Source organism: Streptosporangium sp. NPDC023825 (assembly GCF_040639575.1).
In the GTDB taxonomy this organism is placed as follows: domain Bacteria; phylum Actinomycetota; class Actinomycetes; order Streptosporangiales; family Streptosporangiaceae; genus Streptosporangium.
On sequence record NZ_JBFAAE010000009.1, the window covers coordinates 189,748 to 211,744 of the forward strand.

The 21,997-nt window shown below is 70.1% G+C and carries 20 protein-coding genes, 1 tRNA gene and 2 pseudogenes; 9 read left to right on the forward strand and 14 right to left on the reverse strand.

What is annotated here, in order from left to right:
- Positions 1-30: 30 nt before the first annotated feature.
- Together AB0G15_RS11660 and AB0G15_RS11665 are read left to right on the forward strand one after the other, a co-directional pair.
- A complete protein-coding gene (locus AB0G15_RS11660) occupies positions 31-417 on the forward strand; it encodes a Rid family detoxifying hydrolase (protein WP_362679598.1) in 387 nt (128 codons plus the stop codon).
- Between the two features lie 31 nt (positions 418-448).
- Positions 449-1,660 carry a hypothetical protein gene (locus AB0G15_RS11665; RefSeq protein ID WP_362837747.1) on the forward strand — a complete coding sequence of 404 codons (1,212 nt, stop codon included), beginning with the start codon at positions 449-451 and terminating at the stop codon, positions 1,658-1,660.
- A gap of 40 nt (positions 1,661-1,700) precedes the next feature.
- Here the strand turns inward: AB0G15_RS11665 and AB0G15_RS11670 are convergent, their stop codons facing one another.
- On the reverse strand, positions 1,701-1,868 hold the full coding sequence (locus AB0G15_RS11670; RefSeq protein WP_362837749.1) for a hypothetical protein: 168 nt from the start codon (positions 1,866-1,868) through the stop codon (positions 1,701-1,703).
- A gap of 307 nt (positions 1,869-2,175) precedes the next feature.
- Between AB0G15_RS11670 and AB0G15_RS11675 the strand changes: the two genes are divergently transcribed.
- Complete coding sequence (locus AB0G15_RS11675; protein WP_362837751.1) at positions 2,176-2,964, forward strand: MerR family transcriptional regulator; 789 nt, start codon at positions 2,176-2,178, stop codon at positions 2,962-2,964.
- Between the two features lie 505 nt (positions 2,965-3,469).
- Positions 3,470-4,309, forward strand: coding sequence for an alpha/beta hydrolase (locus AB0G15_RS11680; RefSeq protein WP_362837753.1), 840 nt, complete (start codon positions 3,470-3,472; stop codon positions 4,307-4,309).
- A 206-nt stretch (positions 4,310-4,515) separates the two neighbouring features.
- Here AB0G15_RS11680 and AB0G15_RS11685 read toward each other — a convergent pair whose 3' ends face one another.
- The gene (locus AB0G15_RS11685; protein WP_362837755.1) at positions 4,516-5,136 is read right to left on the reverse strand and encodes a LysE family translocator; all 621 of its coding nucleotides are present in this window, start codon (positions 5,134-5,136) and stop codon (positions 4,516-4,518) included.
- 117 nt (positions 5,137-5,253) lie between these two features.
- Between AB0G15_RS11685 and AB0G15_RS11690 the strand changes: the two genes are divergently transcribed.
- Entirely contained in the window at positions 5,254-8,070 is a 2,817-nt protein-coding gene (locus tag AB0G15_RS11690; protein WP_362837757.1) for an AAA family ATPase, read from the forward strand.
- Positions 8,071-8,128: 58 nt separating this feature from the next.
- Here the strand turns inward: AB0G15_RS11690 and AB0G15_RS11695 are convergent, their stop codons facing one another.
- The 6 genes from AB0G15_RS11695 to AB0G15_RS11720 all read right to left on the reverse strand — a co-directional run bounded on the left by AB0G15_RS11695 (position 8,129) and on the right by AB0G15_RS11720 (position 14,831).
- A complete protein-coding gene (locus tag AB0G15_RS11695) occupies positions 8,129-8,518 on the reverse strand; it encodes a response regulator (protein ID WP_362837799.1) in 390 nt (129 codons plus the stop codon).
- A gap of 152 nt (positions 8,519-8,670) precedes the next feature.
- The gene (locus AB0G15_RS11700) at positions 8,671-9,669 is read right to left on the reverse strand and encodes a serine hydrolase domain-containing protein (protein WP_362837759.1); all 999 of its coding nucleotides are present in this window, start codon (positions 9,667-9,669) and stop codon (positions 8,671-8,673) included.
- A gap of 160 nt (positions 9,670-9,829) precedes the next feature.
- Positions 9,830-10,351 carry a hypothetical protein gene (locus AB0G15_RS11705; protein WP_362837761.1) on the reverse strand — a complete coding sequence of 174 codons (522 nt, stop codon included), beginning with the start codon at positions 10,349-10,351 and terminating at the stop codon, positions 9,830-9,832.
- Between the two features lie 149 nt (positions 10,352-10,500).
- The gene (locus AB0G15_RS11710; protein ID WP_362837763.1) at positions 10,501-11,307 is read right to left on the reverse strand and encodes a class I SAM-dependent methyltransferase; all 807 of its coding nucleotides are present in this window, start codon (positions 11,305-11,307) and stop codon (positions 10,501-10,503) included.
- A 112-nt stretch (positions 11,308-11,419) separates the two neighbouring features.
- Positions 11,420-12,007 carry an RICIN domain-containing protein gene (locus AB0G15_RS11715; protein WP_362837765.1) on the reverse strand — a complete coding sequence of 196 codons (588 nt, stop codon included), beginning with the start codon at positions 12,005-12,007 and terminating at the stop codon, positions 11,420-11,422.
- Between the two features lie 46 nt (positions 12,008-12,053).
- Positions 12,054-14,831 carry an AAA family ATPase gene (locus AB0G15_RS11720; protein WP_362837767.1) on the reverse strand — a complete coding sequence of 926 codons (2,778 nt, stop codon included), beginning with the start codon at positions 14,829-14,831 and terminating at the stop codon, positions 12,054-12,056.
- A 1,322-nt stretch (positions 14,832-16,153) separates the two neighbouring features.
- Between AB0G15_RS11720 and AB0G15_RS11725 the strand changes: the two genes are divergently transcribed.
- A complete protein-coding gene (locus AB0G15_RS11725) occupies positions 16,154-16,573 on the forward strand; it encodes a C40 family peptidase (RefSeq protein ID WP_362837769.1) in 420 nt (139 codons plus the stop codon).
- A 224-nt stretch (positions 16,574-16,797) separates the two neighbouring features.
- A tRNA-Arg gene (locus AB0G15_RS11730) sits at positions 16,798-16,869 on the forward strand.
- A 225-nt stretch (positions 16,870-17,094) separates the two neighbouring features.
- Here AB0G15_RS11730 and AB0G15_RS11735 read toward each other — a convergent pair.
- Positions 17,095-17,538: pseudogene (locus AB0G15_RS11735) on the reverse strand (DUF418 domain-containing protein); the annotation flags it as partial.
- Here AB0G15_RS11735 and AB0G15_RS11740 point away from each other — a divergent pair.
- Together AB0G15_RS11740 and AB0G15_RS11745 are read left to right on the forward strand one after the other, a co-directional pair.
- A complete protein-coding gene (locus AB0G15_RS11740) occupies positions 17,537-17,734 on the forward strand; it encodes a hypothetical protein (RefSeq protein WP_362837771.1) in 198 nt (65 codons plus the stop codon). The pseudogene AB0G15_RS11735 and the gene AB0G15_RS11740 overlap by 2 nt on opposite strands.
- 298 nt (positions 17,735-18,032) lie before the next feature.
- Positions 18,033-18,854 carry a hypothetical protein gene (locus AB0G15_RS11745; protein WP_362837773.1) on the forward strand — a complete coding sequence of 274 codons (822 nt, stop codon included), beginning with the start codon at positions 18,033-18,035 and terminating at the stop codon, positions 18,852-18,854.
- A 456-nt stretch (positions 18,855-19,310) separates the two neighbouring features.
- Here AB0G15_RS11745 and AB0G15_RS11750 read toward each other — a convergent pair.
- The 5 genes and pseudogenes from AB0G15_RS11750 to AB0G15_RS11770 all read right to left on the reverse strand — a co-directional run.
- Positions 19,311-19,529, reverse strand: a pseudogene (locus AB0G15_RS11750) (hypothetical protein); the annotation flags it as partial.
- Positions 19,450-19,920 carry a transposase gene (locus AB0G15_RS11755; protein WP_362837775.1) on the reverse strand — a complete coding sequence of 157 codons (471 nt, stop codon included), beginning with the start codon at positions 19,918-19,920 and terminating at the stop codon, positions 19,450-19,452. The gene AB0G15_RS11755 and the pseudogene AB0G15_RS11750, both read right to left, overlap by 80 nt.
- Before the next feature lie 27 nt (positions 19,921-19,947).
- Complete coding sequence (locus AB0G15_RS11760) at positions 19,948-20,166, reverse strand: transposase (RefSeq protein WP_362837777.1); 219 nt, start codon at positions 20,164-20,166, stop codon at positions 19,948-19,950.
- A 45-nt stretch (positions 20,167-20,211) separates the two neighbouring features.
- Complete coding sequence (locus AB0G15_RS11765; RefSeq protein ID WP_362837779.1) at positions 20,212-21,366, reverse strand: alpha/beta hydrolase; 1,155 nt, start codon at positions 21,364-21,366, stop codon at positions 20,212-20,214.
- Between the two features lie 11 nt (positions 21,367-21,377).
- Positions 21,378-21,997 (reverse strand): S41 family peptidase (locus AB0G15_RS11770; protein ID WP_362837781.1); only part of this gene is annotated, 620 nt, incomplete at its 5' end.

Here is a 21,997-nt window from a genome sequence, read left to right on the forward strand (position 1 = left end):
TCTTGTTCTTCGTTGTTGAGGATTGGTGAGATGAGCGACAAGCAGGAGCTGAGGACCGACGAGGGCGCCGCGCCCGTCGGGGCGTACTCGCAGGGGCTCGTGGTCGGCGACTTCGTCTACACCTCGGGCATGGGGCCGCTCAGCCCCGAGACCGGCGAGGTCGTCGGGACCGACGTGGCCGAGCAGACCCACCAGGTGATGCGCAATCTCGGCGCGATCCTCGCGGCGCACGGGCTCGGCTTCGACGACGTGGTGAAGTCGACCGTGCACCTGGAGCACCTCAAGCGTGACTTCGCCGCCTACAACGAGGTGTACAAGTCGTATTTCACCCGCCCGTACCCGGTCCGCACGACCGTCGGGTCGGACCTGATGGACATCCTCGTCGAGATCGACTTCGTGGCCTACAAGCCGCGTTAGAGTCTGACCGACTTCGTGGGAGGGCGGCGGCTTGGACAGCTCGCTATACGTCTACGTCGAGGACGTGCGCGGGGAGGGCCTCGACACGGTCCTCGACCGGATCGCCGGATACGGCGTGACGGGCGTGACCGTGGCCGCGGCCTACCACCGTGCCCGTGACGTCACCCCGCACGGCCGCTCCCGGGTGACGCTCCGCAGGGACGGCGCGCACTTCACGCCGCCCGCCGACCTGTTCGGCGGGCTGCGGCTGGTCCCGCCCGTCCAGGACGGCGCCGGGGACGAGCCGCTGGCCGCCCTGCGCCGGGCCACCGCCGAGCGCGGGCTGGCGCTGCACGGCTGGACCGTCTTCCTGCAGAACACCACGCTCGGCCTGGCCGACCCGGACGTGACCGTACGCAACTGCTTCGGCGACCGCGGCTCGCCCGCCGACCTGTGCCCCTCCCACCCCGACGTGCGCCTGTACGCGGTCGCGCTGGGCCGGGCGGTGGCCAGGCAGGGTGTCGACAGCGTGGTGGCCGAGGCACTGCACTTCGGCACCTTCGGCCACGGCTACCACCACGAGCGCAGTTTCGTCCCGCTCGGGCCGATGGACGCGTTCCTGCTCGGCCTGTGCTTCTGCGGCTTCTGCATGCGCCGCGCCGCCGACCTGGGCGTCAACGCGGAGGTGGCGCGCGAGGAGTGTTCCAGGATCGTGGGCGCCGTGCTCGACGGCGACCCTCCCGCCCAGGGCGAGGTGACCCGCGCCGCGCTGACCGCGTACGCGGGGCCCGAGGTGGTCGCCTACGCGCGGGCCCGCTCCGAGGTGGTGACCTCGCTGGTCTCCGAGGTCTCCACCGCCGTCACCGACGAGGGCTCGCGCCTCGTCTTCCTCGACGCCACCGGCGCGGTCAAGGGCTACAGCGACGGCCTGCCCTCACCGGGGCTCGCCGCGCACGACTCCTGGCAGCTCGGCGTCGACCTGGTCGCCCTCGGCGACCTGGTGCCCTCGCTCGGTGTGCTCGCCTACGCCCGCGACGCGGCCAGGGTGGCCGACGACGTGGTCGCCTATCGCCGCTCGACGGGCAAGGACAAGGAGCTGCGGGTCGTCCTGCGGCCGGGCCTGCCCGACACCGACTCGGCCGACCGCCTCGCGGCCAAGGTCCGCGCCGTGCGGGCCTCGGGGGCCGACGCGGTCGACTTCTACGCGTACGGGCTCATGCCCTACCCGATCCTGGACCGCATTCCGGGCGCGCTCTCCGCCTGACGCCGTCCCGATCCGGTTCGCCCGGGCTCGCCGGGCGGGTTCACGACGCGCGGGCGCCGTCCAGGACGGTGCTCAGGGCGCGGACCCGGTCGGCAGCGGTGGACAGGGTGTGGATCCGGATCGAGTTCAGCGAGGCGTGCCCGAGCGATTCGGAGACCAGCACGATGTCCGCGCCGGCTCGTGTCCGCCTGCTGTCGCCGCCAGACACACGAATCCGCCGGCGGACTTGACCCTGACGCTGCGTCAACCCTGCATGCTGGCTGTCATGAGCATCCCGCCAACAACCGATCACGTCCAGGAGACCGCATGTAGGTTCCGGCGAAAAATGGCCGGGAATCTCCGGAGCTACGTGGCCAGACATGATCTCTTGACGGCAGATGTACGGTCCCGCCGTGTGGCGGGGCCGTACGCCTGCCGATGTGGTGGGTCATCATTGCCTGCCTGTTCGCCGACCCCTCCTACCGTCGCAGGACCTCCTGAGCCGGCGCCGACCGGGTCCAGGCGAAGTTGAGAGCATGCTGACCATCAGTCAATTGGCGTCGTATGCCGGCGTCACGGTGCGGGCGGTGCGGCACTATCACCAGATCGGCCTCCTGCCCGAAGCGGACCGGGATGCCTCGGGCTACCGGCGCTACGGCGCAAAGGCAGTCGTGTCGCTCATCAAGATCCGAACCCTCGCCAACGCCGGCGTGCCGCTGTCTCAGATCGGTCAGATGCTCCAAGCCGGCGCATCGACCTTTGCCGAAGCGGTCCAACGGATCGACAGTCACCTGCACGACGAGATCGAACGGCTTGAGACCAGCCGCAAGCAGATCGCGCAGCTCGCCGCCGGGGACAGTCTGACGCTTCCGCCGGAGGTGATCTCCTACCTCGATCTGCTTCGGGAGATCGGGGTAGGAGAGCGGATGGTGGAGGCGGAGCGGGACGGGTGGATCCTGGTTGTTGCTGCCTCCTGGCCCGAAGACCTCTCCGCGGTTATGGCCGCAAAATTCTCGCAGCTCGATGACCCGCAACTCGTCCGGCTCTACCGGATCCTGTCGGAGATCATCGAAGACGACGACGCGGGCGACGACGATCCGCGTCTGGCGGAAGCCGCCGACATCATGGCCGGCCTGGCCGAGCAGGCATACACCTCCGGCGAGATCAACCCCGACGAGGTCGCGCACGACGACCTACCGGTTGACCTTCTGGACGCACTTGCCGTCGAGTCCGACCCGCGGGTGGAGCGGCTGCTGGACCTGATGCGCGAGCGCGGCTGGGCCGGTTGGCACCGGATGGAGCGGCTGGCGGAGCCCCCCGACTAACCTGCGGGCGTCGTTTCACACCTGGACGTCCACCACTCATGTCGGCGGGCGACGGGGTGCAGGACCAGGCTGGTGGAGCGCGGTACAAGGCCGGCGTCGCCCCGAGACAGCAGGATGGCAGCCGGCCACCGTCCGGTGCACCTGCTGCGAGCCGGTGTAAAGCTCGTCGCCCTGATCCCGCCGCGGGCGCTGGACCGGGCCAACGCCGAGTTGGTCAAAGCGGGCGTTCCGATCGACCTGACCCAGCTCAGGCCCGCACAGTTCGAGGCGCTCGTGGAGCACCTCGACGAGGCGCTCATGGAGCACCTCGACGAGGCGCTCGTGGAGCACCTCGACGAGACGATCGTGGAAATGGAGGCGCCCGTGCCGGCCAGCCGCACTGGCGGCGCGTCATCGCTGACCTCGGCAGCGACTACCGGCACATCACCTACGAAGAGCGCCCCGTCCGGGACCTGGCCACCGGCACCAGCCGCCGTTCCCGATCCACTTCTGAGAAAGGAAGATCATGACCATCAAGCGATTCCCCTGGACCGGCATGGTCCCGGTAGACGATACGGCCTTGGCCGTCACCGACACCGACGGCGACGGTGTCCCCGTGATCTACCTCAACGGCCACGCCGCCGTTCAGCGGCAATGGCGGCGGGTCCTTGCCGAGTTGGGGACGGAGTGGCGGCATATCACCTACGACATGCGGGGACGGGGTAAGTCGAAGCGTTCGGCGGATTATTCGTTCGAGACGAACATCCGAGACGTCGATGCTGTCCTCGCAGCCCGGGGTGTGGCCCGGGCGGTGATGGTGGGCTGGTCCTACGGAGCGTTTGTCGCGGCGCACTGGGCCGGCCGGAATCCGGCCCGTACCGTGGGCGCGGTCTTGGTGGAGGGCGCGCAGCCCTACGACTGGTTCGACGAGTCCATGGAACCGGGGATGCGCAAGATATGGAAGCGGATCTGGTGGCCCATGCAGCTGCTGCGCCCGTTCGGTATGGCTCCACGGATGACCGGCGACCAGCTGGCAGACAGCAACATCGAGGTCGGCAAGATCGCCCGCGAGCGTGACCTGGGCCCCGTGCTGGACAGCATCACCGTCCCGGCGCGCTACGTGGTCGCTTCTGGGGAGTCCTTCGGAAGCCAGGGCGGGCACGAACGGATACGCGCCAGCCTCCCCGCGGTGACTGCCCGCAATCCGAACATCCAAATCAGCGCGAAAGTCGCCAGCAACCACGGTTCGATCCTGCGTAAGGACTATCGCGCCATCGCCGAGGCCGTACGCGAGGTCGCCGCCCTCGACCACGAGGGGAACCGAGGACGCCGCCGTCACGGTGAATCCCGCACGGGAGAATCCTGACAGCCGCCGGCGCAAAGCCAGAGGTCTACACGCCCTCTCCCTCCACCGTGTCCCCGCCGTCGGGCAGGCCGGGGATCTCGCCGAGCCGGCGCAGGCCTTCGGCCGGTGCGGAGGAGGAGCCTGTGCGTCCAGGTGGACCACCGCTCGTACGTTCAGGCGGCCTCGCGTGTTCAGGCGGCCTCGCGTGTTCGGACGGCCTCGCGCGTTCAGGCGGAGCGGCCGGAGAGCGCGGTCGCGACGCCGAGACCCAGGTAGACGACGCCGCTGAACCGGCCGATCAGGGGCGCCCTGCTCCTCAGCCGCCCGCCGATGGCGCCCGCCGCCATGGCGTAGATCATGTCGGAGAGCAGGCCCAGGAGCAGCAGGGTTCCCCCCAGGACGGCGATCTGCAACGGCACCGCGCCCGCCTCGGGCTCCACGAACTGGGGCAGGAACGCGAGGAAGAAGAGGATCACCTTGGGGTTGAGCACGTTGACGACCACGCCCTCGAGGAAGATCGCCCGAAGCCGCTGCGGCGCGGCCTCCCGGCTCGCGAACTCCTGCCTGCTCGTCAGCGCCCGGATGCCCAGATAGACCAGGTAGGCCACGCCCGCCCACTTGATCACGTTGAACAGGGTCGCCGACCGCGCGATCACGTACGAGAGACCGGCCGCCGCCGCGGCGATGTGCACCAGCGTGCCCACCTCGACGCCGAACGCGCTCGCCACACCGGCGGCCCGGCCCTGCGAGACGGCGCGGGTGATGATGTAGATGTGGTTCGGGCCCGGTACCAGGACCAGGGCCAGCGAGGCGAGCGAGAAGATCAGCAATGTGGACGGCGAGATCATGCCCCGACCCTAAGGTCGTCCCGGTCCTCGCCGTCAGGGCCAATGCCCGGACCCTTTGGTGTACCAATCGGTCCGTGTTCGTCCCCTCTCGGGGGCCAATGGGTCCCCGCAGCCGGAATGTCGATTCCGTCGGTACCGCGTGCGATACTCGCCGACGTGGGGTGGCAAAGCACGCGGGGTGTTCTGATCGGGCGGTCGGTTGAGCTCGATCGCCTCACCGCCGTGCTCGACACGGCGGCCACGGGGCAGGCGGGGGTGGCCCTCGTGGGAGGTGACGCGGGCATCGGCAAGACCCGTCTGATCACCGAGCTGGCCGAGCGTGCCGAGGCCGCCGGATTCGCCGTGCTCATCGGCCAGTGCGCCGAACTCGGCGACGCCCTTCCCTACCTCCCGCTCGCCGACGCCCTGCGTTCGGCACGCGGGGAGCTGCGCGCGGCGCTCGACGCGCGGCCGGTCCTCGGCAGGCTGTTGCCCGGCGGCACCGACCCGGGCAGGGAGAGCACGTCAGGTCTGACGCAGCAGCAGCTTTTCGGCTCGGTGCTCGGCTTCCTGTCCACGCGGCCCGTGCTGCTCGTCCTGGAGGACCTGCACTGGGCCGACCAGTCCACCCGCGACCTGCTGGTCTTCCTCAGCCGGATGCTGCAGACCGAGCACGTCTGCCTCGTCGGCACCTACCGCACCGACGACCTCCACCGCCGCCACCCGCTGCGCCGGGTCCTCGCCGAGCTCAAGCGCCTCCCCTCGGTGACGCCGGTGGAGCTGGAGCCTCTCGACCGCCACGAGATGACCGACTACCTGGCCGCGCTCGGTGGCACCGACGCCGGGGTGATGCGGAAGGTCGTCGACCGGGCCGAGGGCAATCCCTTCTACGCCCAGGAGCTGCTGGAGGCCGCCTCCAAGGGCTCCTCGATGCCCGACGGCCTGGCTGGCCTGCTGCTCTCCCGGGCGGAGCTGCTCTCCGACCCCGCGCAGCGGGTGCTCGGCGGCGCGGCCGTCGCGGGCCGCCGGGCCGACCACGACCTGCTCCAGCAGGCCTCCGGCCTCGACGACCTGGCCTTCGAGGAGGGCATGCGGGAGATCGTCTCGCGCGGCCTGCTCCGCCCCGACGGGGAGTACGGCTACGCCTTCCGGCACGCTCTTCTCCAGGAGGTGGTCTACAACGACCTGCTGCCCGGTGAGCGGACCAGGATGCACGCCGAGTTCGCCCGCCTGCTGACCGCCCGAGGGGGGTCGGCGGCCGAGCTCGCCCACCACTACCTGGCCGGTCACGACCTGCCAGGGGCGCTGACCGCGTCCGTGGAGGCCGGGCGGAGGGCCGAGCGGCTGGGGGCTCCCGCCGAGGCGCACCGCCACTTCGACCGGGCGCTCGGGCTCTGGGACCGGGTTCCCGACGCCGAGCGGCTGGCCGGGATCGACCACGTCGCCCTCGCCGCGCGCAGCGCCGCCGCCGCGGCCGACAGCGGCGACAACCACCGGGCGATCTCCCAGCTCCGGCGCCTCCCGCCCTCCGCCGAGATCAACGAGCGGCTGTCGTACTACCTCATCGACACCGAGGACGTCGAGGGCTCGATCGCCGCCGCGTACGCGGCCGTCGAGGCGGCGCCGGAGGGGCCGGTGCTCGCCCGCGCGCTCGCGACCTACGCCCGCTCGCTCTACTGGACCGAGCGGCACGACGAGGTCGAGTCCCTGGCCGGCCGCGCCCTGGAGGCGGCCCGCGCGAGCGGCGCCGCCGACGCGGAGACCAGCGCGCTGATCACCCTCGCCGCCCTCGCCACGCTCGCCGACGACATCTCCCGGGCCAAGGAGCTGCTCGCCTGCGCGAGCGCCGAGAGCTCGGGCAACCTCGCCATCGACCTGCGGGCCATATACACCTACGCCCGGGTCCAGTACGAGAGCGGCGACCTCGCCGAGGCGGCGATCACCACCGACCGGGGGCTGCGGCTCGCACGCGAGAGCGGCCTCAACTGGAGCACCTACGGCACCGACCTGCGCTTCCTGCGCCTCATGATCCACTACGTCGCGGGGGAGTGGGACCTGGCGGAGAAGGTCGCCTCCGGGTTCGCCGTCCGCGTCGGCACCCCGCAGGAGGCGCTCCTGTCGTCCTTCGCACTCTTCGTCGAGGTGGCCAGGGGCCTGCCCGTCGTCGAGGACCGCCTGTCCTGGCTGAAGACCTTCTGGGCCGACGACGTCACGATCATCGCCATAAGCCGCGGCCTGGCCGCCGAGCACGCCCTGTGGCGCGGCGACCCCGAGAGCGCGCTCGACCACGCCCGCGCGGGGCTCGACGCCATGCTTCCCAACGATCCCGCCGTGATCCGGCTCAGCAGCACCGCCCTGTGGGCGCTGACGGACCTGGGACGCGCCGACGAGGCCGACGCCTTCCTGGAGCGGGCCAGGGTGCCCGCCGCCGTCGGCCCCGGCTCCGTGCGGCGCGGCCCGCTCGGCCCCGAGGGACTGGCCTGGCTGGCCAGGGCCGAGGCCGAACGGCACCGCGCGCACGGCCGTCCCGACGTCGCGGCGTGGCGCGCGGTGGTCGAGGCCTTCGACTCCTTCGGATTCGTCTACGAGGTCGCGCGCTCGCGGTGGCGGCTGGCCGAGGCGCTGCTCGTCGAGGGCGACCGCGCCGACGCCCTGAAGGAATGGAAGCTCGCCGTCGAGGCCGCCGAGTCACTGGGCGCCCAGCCGCTCGGCGCGGCCCTGGCGGAGCTGGGACGCAGGGCGCGCTTCACCTCCGCGCCGCCGACCGTGCTCACCGCCCGTGAGCAGGAGGTGCTCGCCCTGGTGGCCGAGGGCCTGCCCAACCGCGAGATCGGCGAACGGCTGTTCATCGCGCAGAAGACGGTGAGCGTGCACGTCTCCAACATCCTGAGCAAGCTGGGCGTCTCCTCCCGCACCCAGGCGGCCGCCGTGGCCCACCGGGACGGCCTGCTCTGACCCGTGAGGCCGGTCCTGATCGCTCCGCGTCAGGCCTTGCCCTGATCGCTCCGCGCGGTCACGTCTTGCCCTGGCCGCTGCGCGCGGTCAGGGCCAGCTCGCGCACGACCTGGATCAGCTCCGCCGGGTCGAAGGGTTTCGTGAGGTAGGCGTCGACCCCGATTCCGAGGCCCCGCCGCTTGTCGTCCTCCTGCGCCCGCGCGGTGATCAGGACCACCTTGATATGGCGGGTCCCCTCGTCGTTGCGCAGCCTGGTGGCGGTCATCCAGCCGTCCAGCCTGGGCATCATGACGTCCAGCGTGATGACGTCGGGCATCACGTCCAGCACCCGGTCCAGGCAATCCTGCCCGTCGGAGGCCGTATCCACCTGGAACCCCTCCAGGGTCAGGTTGACCGCGATGAGCTGCCGGATGACGTCGTCGTCATCCACTACCAAGACCCTGCCCAGAACCTCTCCCACGGCGTGAGGCTAACTCCTCTCTCCCGTGCCCGCGCGGGTTTCCGAAGATGTGTACGTACGGTTATCCACGGGCGGCAGGTGTTTCCCGTTTTTCCCCGAGAACTCCGGGCGCGGCGGCCAGGGCGGGCGGTGCCCGGCGATCATCGGCCTTCCCCGGTGAGCCGTGCCAGCAGGGCGAACCCGTGGCGGTCCACCGAGACCGAGGTCGCGGACATGACGACCACACCGGTGCCCGCCGCGCGGTCGACTCCGAGCCACGTACGGAACCCGCCGGTGCCGCCGTTGTGCCAGGTGACGGGACGCTTCTTCACCTCGACGGTGATCCACGCGGCGCCGACGCGCACCGCGGGCCCGGAGAGGTTCGCCACGGGGTCGAGAGCCGCGACACCGGGGGCCGTGCCGTCGAGCAGGGCGGACGTCAGGCGCGCCATGTCCTCGACCGACGCCCGGATGCCACCCGCCGGTCCAATCGCCTCACCCGTCCACGGCTGCCGTACCCGTCCCGACCTGCTCCTGCCGATGACCGCGCCGGGCCGCAGCTCTTCCGGGCTCGAAGGCGTGTAGAACACGCCGAGCCCCAAGGGCTCGGCGACCCGCGTGCGGACGAGATCGCGGTAGCTCGTCCCGGCCGCGTGCGCGATCGCGTGACCGAGCAATTCGAACCCGAAGTTGGAATATCGGGCCCGTGGTTTCCCGACTCTCACTCCTTGGGCCTGGGTGAGGAGCTGTTCGAGGTCCTCGCCGTAGGGATTCGTCCCGTGCCGCCACAGCGCGAGGGTTCGCCGCCACGGTTCCGCCGACCTGGGCAGCCCCGGCAGTCCCGAACGGTGCGTGCTGACCGACGCCAGTGTCACCCCCGCCACCGCCGTCCCGTCGAGCCGCAGGAACTCGCCGAGGGTCGACGTCGCGCGGATCTCTCCCCGTGCGAGCGCGTCGGCGTAGAGCAGGCCCGTCACCCCCTTCGAGACCGAGCCGATCTCGAAATCCGCGCTCAGGGGCGCGCCCGCACTCGCCACCGTCGTCCCCTTGGGCGAGACCGTCGCGACCGCGATCACAGGATGCCTGTCGCCCACGAGCTCGCGGAGCCGCGCCGCGAGTTTTTCGTCACCGTACGAGTCTGTTGGCCGCCTGCCGTCCATGCGTCAACCATAGTTGACGCACATCTCGGCGGCAATCTCGATCGGAACTTGTCAAGCTCGGTGAGACACGGCTGCTTCAGCTGTTCTGTGCCTGCGAGGGGACCTCGCTCTCGCGGCTGTCCGGGTCGTTGATCCATGTCACGGCGAGAGTGTGTCCGGATCAGGCCTCGCAGGAGCTCTCGGTTTCGGCGGTGCAGGTGTCGAAGCCGCTGACGCCGTTGGCGACATCGATGCCGCCGTTGCCGTTCAGTGTGTCGTCTCCACCGCCGCCGTTGAGCCCGTCGCGGCCTGAACCGCCGGTCAGGGTGTCATTGTCACTCCCGCCCAAGATCGACGACTGCAGCGAGGTGTTGTTGGTCACGCTGTCCTTGCCGCCGAGGGTGGCCGCGTCGATGAACTGGATCGTGCTGCCGGTCCCGGCGCACTGCACCACGTTGGTACCTGACTTGATGCATCCGGCGCCGGCGCTCACCCCTGATGTGCTGTCCACGGTGACCTTGCCCTCAAGAATGTCGATCTTGATGGTGTCAACACCGGACGTGCCCGTGATGAACACTGTGCGGCTGCTGACATGGACGGCGGTGACGGCCGCGGCCTGCACGGGCGAGGCGGAGGCGGCGACAGTGATCAAGCTGGTCCCCGCCAGCGCCAGAGCGGTGAGGGAGCGGTGAATGAGCGACATGGTGATATCCCGTCTGATCGTTGAGGTTTGTACGTGCGTGAGCGTGTGATGCGAGTGAATAGGTGGTGTTACGGTCCGGCGGTGGGCCGACCCGCTCGAAGTACGCCGGTACCGGCGGTACGTCTTCAGCTCTCCTCCGTCCTCTCCGTTCAGGCGCGATACAGGGGCTGCTTCGCATAGGTCACAGGGATGGAGGAGATGGGTTCGTCGAGTGCGGTGTCCGCTCGACGCCGGGCGACCGCGCGTACGTACCCGAGGTGGCGACCGCGGTCGACGGTGACGGCGTTGATTTCCGGCTCGTTGTCAGGTGCGATCGCCCGTTGCCATTCCAGCCAGTGCTTCCAGCCGTCCGTCATGGTGTCGGTGAGGTCCACGGAGGCGATGCCGCTGCGTTCCCAGTGGCGGTGCCACCAGTGGGCCGAGTGCAGGCAGGCCATGCTCGGCTCCCACCAGCCCCGCAGATGCTCGGGAACCGGCCCGTCGATCTCCTGGGTCAGTCCCGCGCCCGCGATGCCGATCTGGCCGCCCGGCCGGACGAACCGGGCCAGGTAGTTGAGGTACAGGTCGTCGGTGCCGTAGTAGACGAAGGAGTCGATGCTGATGACGGCGTCGAAGAAGCCCGCCGCGAACGGCAGGGCTCGGGCGTCGGCGTGGATCGGGAACACCGCGTGGCCGGCGCCGGCGTCGCGGATGCGGCGCAGTCGCTCGTCCGCACCGAACCACAGGTCCGTTGCCCAGACCTGGACGTCGAACTCGCGGTGCAGGAAGATCGATGACGCGCCGCGGCCGCAGCCCAGATCCAGCACCCGCATCCCGGGCTCCAGCGTCATCGCATGGGTGAGCCATTCGGTCAGCCAGAGTGAGTTGGCTCCGCCGCTGACGCTGGAGCGGATCCAGTCGGGGTGGTACCGCGAGGTTCGCGGGAACAGCGGGCTCGCCAAGGGGTCTTGTGGCATGGGTGTTGTTCTCCTCATGGCCGGGAGGGATGGTCGCGCCGTGCCCACACCGCCCGCTCCCTGCCGCCCGAGATAGGCCTGGGGGCGGACGCGGGCTCGCCCGCGATCGTTGTCACAGCGTCGGCAGGAACTCGAACAGCTGGTTGCGGGCCCCGCCCTTGCAGGTGAACTGGATGATGTTCACGCTGTTCGCGGTGCCGGCGCTCGGAACGTCGAAGCACAGGTTGAAGACGTGCCGCGGCCTGATGCTGTTCAGCGATGACCCGCCGTTGTCGAGCGTGAAGCGCTGGTTCGACGCGCCGGTGCAGTCGAACTGGATCACTCGCGCTCCCAGGGCCGGGCTGCCGCCTTGGATGTCCAGGCACTTCCCGGTGACGTGGGTCGGCCGGATCTCGAAATCATTGCCGCTCACGCGGATCAGGCGGAATCTCTGGTTCGTGGCGCCGGTGCAGTCGTACTGGATCAGGTTGGCGCTGTTGGCGTGGCTGCCGTCTTGGACGTCCAGACACTTGTCGGTGGTGTGCAGTGGCCTGATCTTCACGATCTGGTCGGCGGTGGTTCCGGCTGAGGCCGGCGAGGCCACACCGGCGAAGCCGGTGATGGCCGAGATGAGGAGTGCGGTGGCAGTGGCAATGTTGCGCACGCGGGCGCCCTTGCCTTCCTTGACTGGTTGTGCGGTGTCGTCGGGTGTTGTGGTCATGTCCCCCAGGGTCGCCGGGTCAGGGCCGGCTACGCGTCCGTGCCGACTACTGATGTTGGCCGGGCGCGTACGTACGCAACTGGGTCCGGTCGGCCGCGCCGGTCTTGGCCAGAAGCCTGCTGACGTGGGTTTCGACCGTGCGTACGGACAGGTGCAGCCGTGCTGCGATCTGCGCGTTGCCCAGCCCCTCGGCCACCAGGGCGAGCACCTCGGCCTCCCTGCCGGTGACCCCGGCGGCGCGTAGCCGGGGCGGCACGGTCGTGCCCCTGCTGCGGCGGGACGGCGCACCTGCCTGCCTCAGCAGGTCCCGGCACTGCCGTGCCGGCGCCTCGTCACCGTTGAGCTCGTGCCAGGCCAGGTCGGCGCGCAGCCCGGGTACGGGATCGCCCCATCCCTCGCTCACCGCCGCAGTCCACACCGGCAGCCGCAGCAGTCGATGCCACCACGGATGCTCCTCGAGCGCCGCGTCCCCGCGGGCCAGCACCTGCATCGACTCCTCCGCCCCGCCCTCACGCCCCGCGGCGACGGCGTCGGCATAGAGCAGCGCGCCCCGGTTGACCCGCCGGCGGCCCGCCCGGGCGCGATGGAACACCGCGCGGGCGTCCTGCGGCTCGTGACCGGTCACTTCGCGCAGCAGCAACCACAGCCCCCACCAGTGGGTGGGGGCCGCCGAGGCGTGACCGGCCAGGATCGCGGCGCCGTCATCCGCCTGCGTGGCCGCGCCCGGCAGGTCTCCGGTCACCACTGAGCAGATCGCGCGTACCAGGTCAAGGCCTGCTCGCACCTCCCGCGGCGCGTTGGGCCGGGCTCCGGCCCGGCGCAGCCATCGCTCCGCGCCGTCGCGGTCTCCGGCGCCTGCGCGGGCGGCGGCGACGAACAGCTCGGCGACCGCCTGGACGCTCGTCAGCCGCAGCCGTGCCGACAGCTCGGCACAGCTGCGGGCCACCGGCTCACCCACGCGGGGACCGTGCGCCACCAGCGCCAGATCGGCCACCAGCAGGTCGATCGACGCCAGCTGCCCCAGCAGCCCGGCGGACTCGGCGATCTCGCGGGCCTCGGCCAGCGCGGGCGGGTCCGGCTGGCCACGCTGAACGGCGGCCAGGTGGAAAAGGGCGGACACGCGCAGCGGGGTCAGGCCGCGCTCGGCGGCCACCTGCACCGCCCGCCCGAACGCCACCCGCGCCGCAGCCGCATCACGATGGGCCAGGCAGCGCCCCTGCACCAGCAGCGCCCCCGCCAGAGACTCGCCATCACCTGCGCGCTCGGCCTCACGGACCGCGTCGGCGGCGAGGGAGCCGGCGCGGTGCGGATCCCCCTCCCCGTAGGCGGCGTCGGCCCGCACGATGGCGAAACGCGGATCGTGCGGCCGGCCGGCTCGCTCGGCGTACTCGATCGCCGCCGCCCGGCGTCCGCCCACCACGGAGCCACGGGCCAGCTGCAGGCACAGCTCGACGTACTCGTCCCCGGTCGCGGTGCCGATGGCCTGTTCCCCAGTACGCAACGCCGCTTCCACCTCGCCGGCCAGAGTCAGCAGCCGGACCTGCTCGATGGCCCACGCGGTGCGGATCGCACCGGTGGCCTCCACCCGGGCCAGCAGCGCCCGCGCGCTGCGCAACGCCCCTCGGGCGAGATCGTGGCGGGCCAGACGGAGCAGGATCCGGCCGGCCCGCTCACGCTCTCCCACCGCAGCCAGCAGTTCTGCGGTCCGTACGTCAGCCTCACCAACGCCACCGCCGTCAAGCAGATCCGCGGCGCGCCGTGCTATCGCGGCCCGCTCCGGCGGCAGCAATCCCGCCAGCACCGCCTCCCGGGTGAGCGCGTGCCGCCAGGTCAGCTCATCGGCCTCGGCCCGCAGCAGATGCGCGTGGGTGGCGGCGCGCAGACCCGCCAGCAACACAGCCTCGTCCACTTGCGCCACTGAGGCCACCACGTCCCAGCCCAGGTCGACCCCCACCACCGCGGCCACGTGCAGCAACCGGCGGTGCTCACCGGCCAGGGCCGCCATCCGCTCACCGACGAGCGCCCGCAACGTCGGCGGTACCCCGATGTCGTTCAACGCCTCCCGCGGGGCGGCCAGATCCACGCCCGTCTCGCGCAGCCCCGCCGTCAGCTCCTCCACCAGCAGCGGCAGCCCGTCGCAGCGCTCCACCACGAACGAGGCGGTCGCCGCCGCGAGCGGCACACCGGCCCGATCGCCGGCCAGCTCGGCCACCTGGGCCGCGTCCAACCGAGCCGGGCGCAGCACCCGCACGCCCGGTCGCCGGCCGATCCGCTCGATCTGATCGGCGGCACGCGGCTCCTCACGTGCCGCCCCACAGATCATGATCCGCTGGTCGACCACCTGGTCGACCAGGTATTCCAGGACCGCGAGCGTGTCGAGGTCTGCCCAGTGCAGGTCATCCAGAACCAGCAGGCAGCCGCGTCCTGCGCCGACCACGCGCAGCAGCCGCAGCACGCCCTCCCCCACCACCACGGCGGGATCCACCATCGTGTCGGCCTTCTCGGCATCGCCGGCCGGCCCGAAATCGGGAATGATCCGCCCCAGCGCCGCCCGATACGGCCGCAGCTCGGCGTCCCCCGCGAGCACGGCATCCCGCAACCGCCCGACCAACGCGGTGGCCAGCGCCCGGTACGTGCCTCCCGCCAGCACCGCCCGGCCCGCCAGCACCTCCATGCCCGCCGCCGACGCCCGGGCCGACGCCTCCGCCAGCAACCGCGATTTGCCGATGCCCGCCTCGCCGACGATCATCACGGCCGCACCACGGCCGTCGGCCGAAGCCTCAATGAGCTCCTCGATCACCGCGATGTCCGTGGCCCGACCCACGATCCGCTCCCCTGGCGGCTCCATCAATCCCACCAACTCCATACCCTCCTGCCGCGAGCCCTGGATCACCTGGGTGGACGGCGGACAAAACCGATGCGAGGCACCCGTTCACCGTAAGACGGAAGAGGGCGTAGGGAACCTTCATGTGATCCTGCCGGGTTCGGCGCGCGTAAGCCCGAGGTCCTTCTCGCCCAAGATGCCGAACCTCTGGGTCAAGTCCCTCCGCCCGGGCCGGTACCACCAGCTCCAAGTAACGAGAAAGACCAGATCAGAGCCTCCCGGCAGCCTTGATCAAGACGCGAGGCCATGACGTTCCGCAGCCGTCTGGAATGCCGGTCTCCTCACGGGGCCGATGAACGGTCACGACGCGGGGGAGGGTGTGGCGGGGGCCGGCTGAGTGGTGCCGGTCGGCAGGGCGGAGGGACGCGGGTCAAGGGCGGACTGGGGGGAGGGCGAGGGTGCGGGGCTCCTGGGAGACGGTCGTCGGGCTCTTGGATGCGACCCCATGGTTGTGGGTACCCGCAAACTGCCGTTCCCGTCTCCCGCGTCCCCTCCGCCATGGGTGGAGTCGATCACTTCTCGGGCTGGATGGTCCACGCGTTATCCACAGAGTCGTGTTCGGCTCGTTGGCGATCACCTCCTCCCGCCGATCCTGGGGCCTCGATCCTTCATCGAGCCCAAGGAGGGCGTGCGTGATCACGGCACTCGTCACCGTCACCATCCTCTCGGCGGCCCTCGCGGGAAGCTCCCCGTTTCCCGCGCCCCGCCTCTCCCCGGAAGCCTGCGACGCCTGGGACCGCCTCCTCTCCCTCTTCCCGGCAGCCCCGCCGGACGGCACTCCTCACTGGCTGCCGGAAGAGATCCGCGCCGCGCTGGCCGCCGCCTGCGAGTCACGGCCCCCGTTCTCTCCGGACGCGGGCGGCGGTCGATCGATGTCCTCGCGAGGCTCCTTCCCAGCACCGGACCCAGCCCCAGCCCCAGCCCCGGCCCCGACCTCGGCTCCGGCCCCGGCCCCGGCTCCGTTCGGTGAACGGCCGCCGGGGCTCTCGGGAGCGGGTGCCGGGTGGGCGCCCGGCCCTTCCGATCCGGAACCGGGAGGGCCGGTGGAGCCCTCGGACACCCCGGATGTGTGGACCGGCGCATCCTCCTCAGCGGAACAGAGAGATCTCCCGGCCTCCTCCGGACCGGAATCCTCGCGGGCGGGTATCAAATGGCCGCAGCGCCCCTCTGAGGAGCGGAAAGCGCCCTCCAGCCGAGGGGTGGCGTCCTCTCCAGGGAAGGCCTTCCCCGACGGGCGGGCGGCGCCTTCGCGAGGGAAGGCGGTGTCCTCGCGCGAAGGCGCCTTGGCCCTGCGGGGCCGGATCGCGGCCGCCGCGGCACTCCGCCAGGTCGGCAGGCCATACGTATGGGGCGGTGGTTCGAGCGCGGGCCCGACCGGCGGGGGCTTCGACTGCTCGGGGCTCGCCCTGCACGCCTGGGCCAAGGCGGGGGCCAGGCTCACCCACTACACCGGCACCCAGTTCAGGCAGGGCAGCCGGGTGCCCTTCTCCCGGCTGCGTCCGGGAGATCTCGTCTTCTTCGGCGGAGGCAGCGGAGACCCCACCCACGTGGGCGTCTACGTCAAAGACGGTGTCATGGTCCACGCCCCCAAGACCGGCGACATCGTCAGGACGGCCGACTTCGCCGCCTCGCCCTACTATCTCTCCCGTTATCGAGGCGCCGTTCGCCCCACCCCGCGCTGACTCGCCCTGTCCCGCCGGTCCGCCCCACCTGTCGCCGTCTCGCCCCCGTCCGGCGGCGCCCCGCCCCGCGCGGCTCGGGCCCGTGCCGCCCCGCCGGCGCCCGGCTGCCCCGATGACCTCTCACTCTCGGCTTTCCCGTCGCCCTCGACCTGCCTCGGAGATCACTTGCTTCCCTAACCGAGTGTCGGTTTCCCTCAGGATGCTGGTAATGTAATCACGCGTTGGCCCCCTTAGCTCAGGGGATAGAGCACCGGCCTCCGGAGCCGGGAGCGCAAGTTCGAATCTTGCAGGGGGCACACTCGATCAGCATCGTGAGATGCGCTGGGACCCGCGGAAACGCGGGTCCTTCTGCGTTCCGGGGGTGCCATCCCGTGCCACCGATGATGGCGAGGACGTGCCTTCACGACATGGCACCCGACAATCCGCCGTTTCTCAGGTGCGCCGATGGCCCCTCCTCCAGGCCCGTAGGTCAGGCGGCGCAGGACGATCTCGGCGGGACCGGCCTGCTCGCGCTTGTCGAGCAGGCGAGCGATCAGCACGGTCACGAGCCAGACGGCCACCGCGATGATCAGGCCGGTCACTGTGGGGCTGCCGAAACGGCCGCCCAGGGCGAGTGTGAAGGGTGCCAGGAGGACCAGCCAGGCCACCGACTGGAACAGGTATCCGGACAGGGAACGCTGGCCCAGGGGCGAGAGCGCGCCGACGACGGGGCCGGACCGGGTGACCCGCATGGTGATCAGCCCGAAGACGGCCACGTAACCCGGGCCGGCGAACATGCCGCTGGCGCCGTGGAGCATCAGCATCAGACCAGCGGCCGACTCGTTCACGTGCAGCCATCCGGCACTGACCAGGGCGGCCGGGAGACCTCCGGCGACGGCGACGCCGAGTCCGAGGACGGCGGTCCACCTGAGCAGGGTCTTGTGACGGGCCGGCTCTTCGAGGACGCGGCTGCGGGCGGCCCACATGCCCAGCCAGGCGATGAACTTCAATCCAGCCGAGGGCGTATGGTCGGCGCTCAAGCGCGCTCTGGCCAACCTCGCCCCTCACGACATCGATGAACTCGCCGCACTGGTCGCCACCAGACTCAAGCGAATGCGGTATCGATCCCGCCTGCTGGACGGCTTCATCGCCCAGACCGGCTTCGACCTCGAACCGCCGTAACCCCAGCCCTTCAACCTCAGTAGCAGTACAGCCAGCCAGGCCGAATTGTGGTGACGGATCGAGTGGCCGTGCGCGGCGGCCACCTGCGATAACCCTCTACCTTGCGGCGGGGGCAGCTTCGGGAGCGCCGGGCCGAAACCACAACCACTCACACCGAGTCCTGGCTCGACGACCAATAACGACAAGGCGCGGGAAATATGACAGATCTCTTACGTATACCGATTTGATAGTGACCGGATGGTCGATGACGGTGTGAAATAAATTCATCTGCCCTTCCGGTGAGAGGAGTTCGACACTCGTGAATTCAGTCAATACCAAGGTGCGCAAATGGGGGCGCCGGACAGCGGTCCTTCTCACGGCGGTCTTCGCGCTGGGCGCGGCCATCGCGCCATCCACATCGGCCGCGACCGTTCTGCCTCCGCCGCATCCGCCGATAGGCTCATCTCTGAGCTCCTCCTCTCTCACTTCGCCGCAATTCTGTTCCGACGGTAAACCTCTGTCCAGAAGCCTGACGCCGTTCCTCAGGACCAACAAGGGCATCCCCGCCTACAACTCTGACCGCCCCGACCTGCAGGCGACATTCGAGGTGGCCCCGGTCGGGAGGTCGCCACTGGTCCGCGTCACCGTCCCCTTCTACGGATCGCTCGCCACCTACCAGGTGCCCGAGAACATCCTCACCGAGGGCGAGTACCGGTTCCGTGCGCGGACCGTGGACGACGACGGGGTGTCAACCTGGATGCCTTGGTGCACCTTCACGGTCGCCACGGTGAATGTGCCGAAGCCCGGCGTGCCCGCAGAACTACGAATCTCCGCCTCGCTGTACTCCGGTTCCCAGTTCTGCGGCAACCCAGTGATCTCCACCGTGAACAAACCGACATTCGGAGCGACCGCGACCCCGTTTAGCTACCCTCACAACCCCAACCTGATCGGTAGATTCGAAATCGGCCGTCCCGGCGAAGAACCGTTGGTGGTAGTAGGAAAAATTTACGCGGTTTCCACTCCGCCAGGTGCGTTTGCTACGGCGGGCACGTATCATTTCCGCGTGCGGGCTGAGGAGGGAGACGCGGTGTCGGAATGGTCGCCGTGGTGTGAATTCACCGTCGAGCAGTCATCTCGCTGAATCGTTGATTCTTAATGAAGCCGCGGAGAGCATCCGTCTCGGACCGTCGAGGTTGACGATTTTGCGGGGAGATTTGTACGGACGAGTTCACTCTGGAGCTTCTACCAGGCCGGATTCGGCGAATCCATGGTCTCCTCCTCATGTCCTCATAACCCCTGCAGGGTCGCACCCGAATATGCCCCTTGACCATTATGGCAATTCGGTGGGCCGGGGCTGAGAAGCGAAGTCACGGCCCACCGATCGCCCTTGACCGCACAAGAGCTCAGCCGTCATCAGGCAATCGGAAGGGCTGCGTCCGGACGGCGGTGCGACCCATGTGTGGTGCGTTGACAGGTGTGGTGTGGGTGCGGCGGGCGGCCCGAGTGCGGTCCCGGCAGGGACCGGCCCCAGGCCGCACAGGCCGCCGCGACAGCGCTGAGCGCGCGTACGATCGCTGACTGCGTGTTTGAGTAGTGATCATTTCGTTCGGCGGACTCGTGTGAGGGGGCGTGGTCCGGGCCGATGGGCAAGGTGGCCTCGGGTGATGCGCCGTGCCAGCATGTTGATCACGGCCCAGCGGATCATCGCCTCGCTGATCGATGGCCGGCGCTCATAATCACGGGCCAGCCGCCGATAGGCCATCAGCCAAGCCAGCGCCCGCTCCACCCACCGCCGAGGATGCACCCGAAAGCCGCGCTGACCGGCGGGCTTGGCGAACGATGTGCACCACGATGTTCAGCATCTGCCGCGCCCAGATCACCAACCGTCCGGCGAAGCCCTGATCGGCGAACACCACCCGGCAGCCACCGGTCAGGTACAGCCCCAGCCGCATGGTGGTGGCGCCGGCACGATCTTGCACGCCGGCCGGGCGCACCATCACCGCCAGCAACAGCCCGAGCGTGTCGGTGACCACGAACCGTTTGCGGCCGTTGATCTTCTTGTTCGCGTCGTAGCCGCGGCTGTCGGCTCCGACGGTATCGGCGCCCTTGACGCTTTGGGAGTCCATGACCGCGGCCGACGGCTCGGCCTTATGACCGGCCTCCTTGCGGGCCCGCCGGCGCAGCACGTCCACGATTCTCTGGGTCACCCCTTGGTCTTCCCAGCGTACGAAGTGTCAGTAGACGGTCTGCCAGGGCGGGAAGCCGGCCGGCAGTTGCCGCCAGGAGCAGCCGGTACGCACCACGTACATGATCGTGTCCACGACCTCGCGCCGTGGATGCTTGTCCGGGCCGCCATCCCAGTGCGGGACGGGAAGCAGCGGCTCGATCAGCGCCCACTGCTCATCGGTCAGGTCAGAGGGGTAAAAACCGGTCTCGTGTCGTGCTCCACTCATACCCACCTGGCACAACGGACCAACGATCACCTTTCAAACACCTACTCAGGATCGGCCGCAGGTCGCGGGGCAGAACCTGACCTCGGGGTAGCGTGACGACGGCCCCTCCAGCAGGGGCTGCCGCTGTGATTTCAGGTGCCGGTCGAGGAAGGCGGCCACGTACGTGCGGGTGAGCTCCGCGCCTCGGGCCGCGGGCAGCATGCCGGGGAGAGGTTCGAGGCCGAGGACGTCCGCCACCAGGGGGATGTCGGTGAAGGACTGGTGCTCGGCGCCCGACAGCACGAGCCAGCGCTTCCACCCGGTCAGCAGCTTCCAGTCACGGTCCCAGGAGGTGTCGCGGCCGCCCGGGACATGCTCTCGCGAACCCAGGAACATGAACGGCCGGGAGAGGCCGCTCTTGGGGATACGGGCATAGCCGGTGCCGTCCATGTCGATCCCGGCGCGTATGCGCTGGTCTTTGACCATGGCCGCCACGGCGGCTGCCCCGCCGATCGACTGGCCCACCATCGCGATCCGGGAACGGTCGATCAGTGAGGAATGCTTCCATTCGGAGGTCAGCCGGTCGAGGACGAAGGAGACGTCGGCCGCCCGGCCCTGGACGAGCCTGGCGCCGAAGCCGGGGTCGGTGTTGCTGTCGCAGGCGAGGCATTCGGCGATCCGCCCGTCGGACAGGGTGGTGGCGTGGCTCTCGTGGGTGTGGTCGATTCCGGCCACGACATATCCGCGGCCGGCCAGGTCCTCGGCCAGGGACGTGAGGGTGCTCATCGGTTTGGTGAAGCCGGGGGAGAGCACCACCAGCGGGAATCCGCGCCCCGTGGGATCGGCGTCCTTGACGGCGTTGGTGCGCGTCTTGCTCAGCGTGTCGTACGGCGCGGTCGAGGTCCCGGAGCCTCTCAGGAGGAGTTCCGCCTCCTTGGCCGTCATGTAGGGTGCGCGCTGCCCGTCGCGCCGCTCGGCCGGGTACCACAGGGTGACCTTGAGCTCCCTGGCGTCGGCGTCGAGGTCCCAGGGATCGGGGCGGGAGGTGTCGGTCAGATGCAGGGCGGTGGTGCCGACCGGGTGGGGGCCGGCGGGGGCGGGCAGGGTGACGGGGCCGGGCGTTTTGGCCTGCGGGGCGTCGGCTCTGGGGGGCGCGGGCGCGGAGCAGGCGGACGTGGCGAGGACGGTCATTCCCACGGCGAGGATCAGGAGTCTTCTCATGGGGGGTCCATTCACTTGTGTAGCAAGGCCAGGGCCTTGGCCAGTGCGGGGTCGCGCCCGGCGGCCGCGTCCTTGGGGGTCAGGGGCAGGTGGTGGTCGGGCGGCACGCCGATCTTGTCGATCACCTCGCGATCGGGCCCCAGGTGGTGCTTCTCGGGGAAGCTCAGGAGGGTGTTGTCGCCGAGCAGGTAGGACCCGGCCGGGCCGGAGATGACCCCGGCGGTCCTGGTGCCGGCCAGCTGTCCGATGCGCAGGTCCTTGACCGCGGAGCTGAAGTGCTCGCAGGCCGAGGCGCAGCCGCGGTCGGTGAGCACCACCAGGGGCAGGTGCAGCAATTCGACGGTGTCGTCGGTCGGCATGGCCTGGCAGGTGCCGTTGACGGTGCACTGGTAGGCGGTGTTCTTGCCGTGGGTGAACGCGCTCAGCAGCCGGATCGCCTCGGTGGGGCTGCCGCCGCCGTTGCCGCGCAGGTCGAGTACGACGCCGGACAGTGTCCGGCCCTTTCGCAGCCGGGTGACGGCCTTGAGGACCCGGTTGGCGGAGTCGGGCGCGAACCCGGTCATCCGCACGTAGGCGATGTCGTCGTCCAGCAGCTCCGATCTCACCGCCTGCAGGGAGTCCAGGTCGCGTT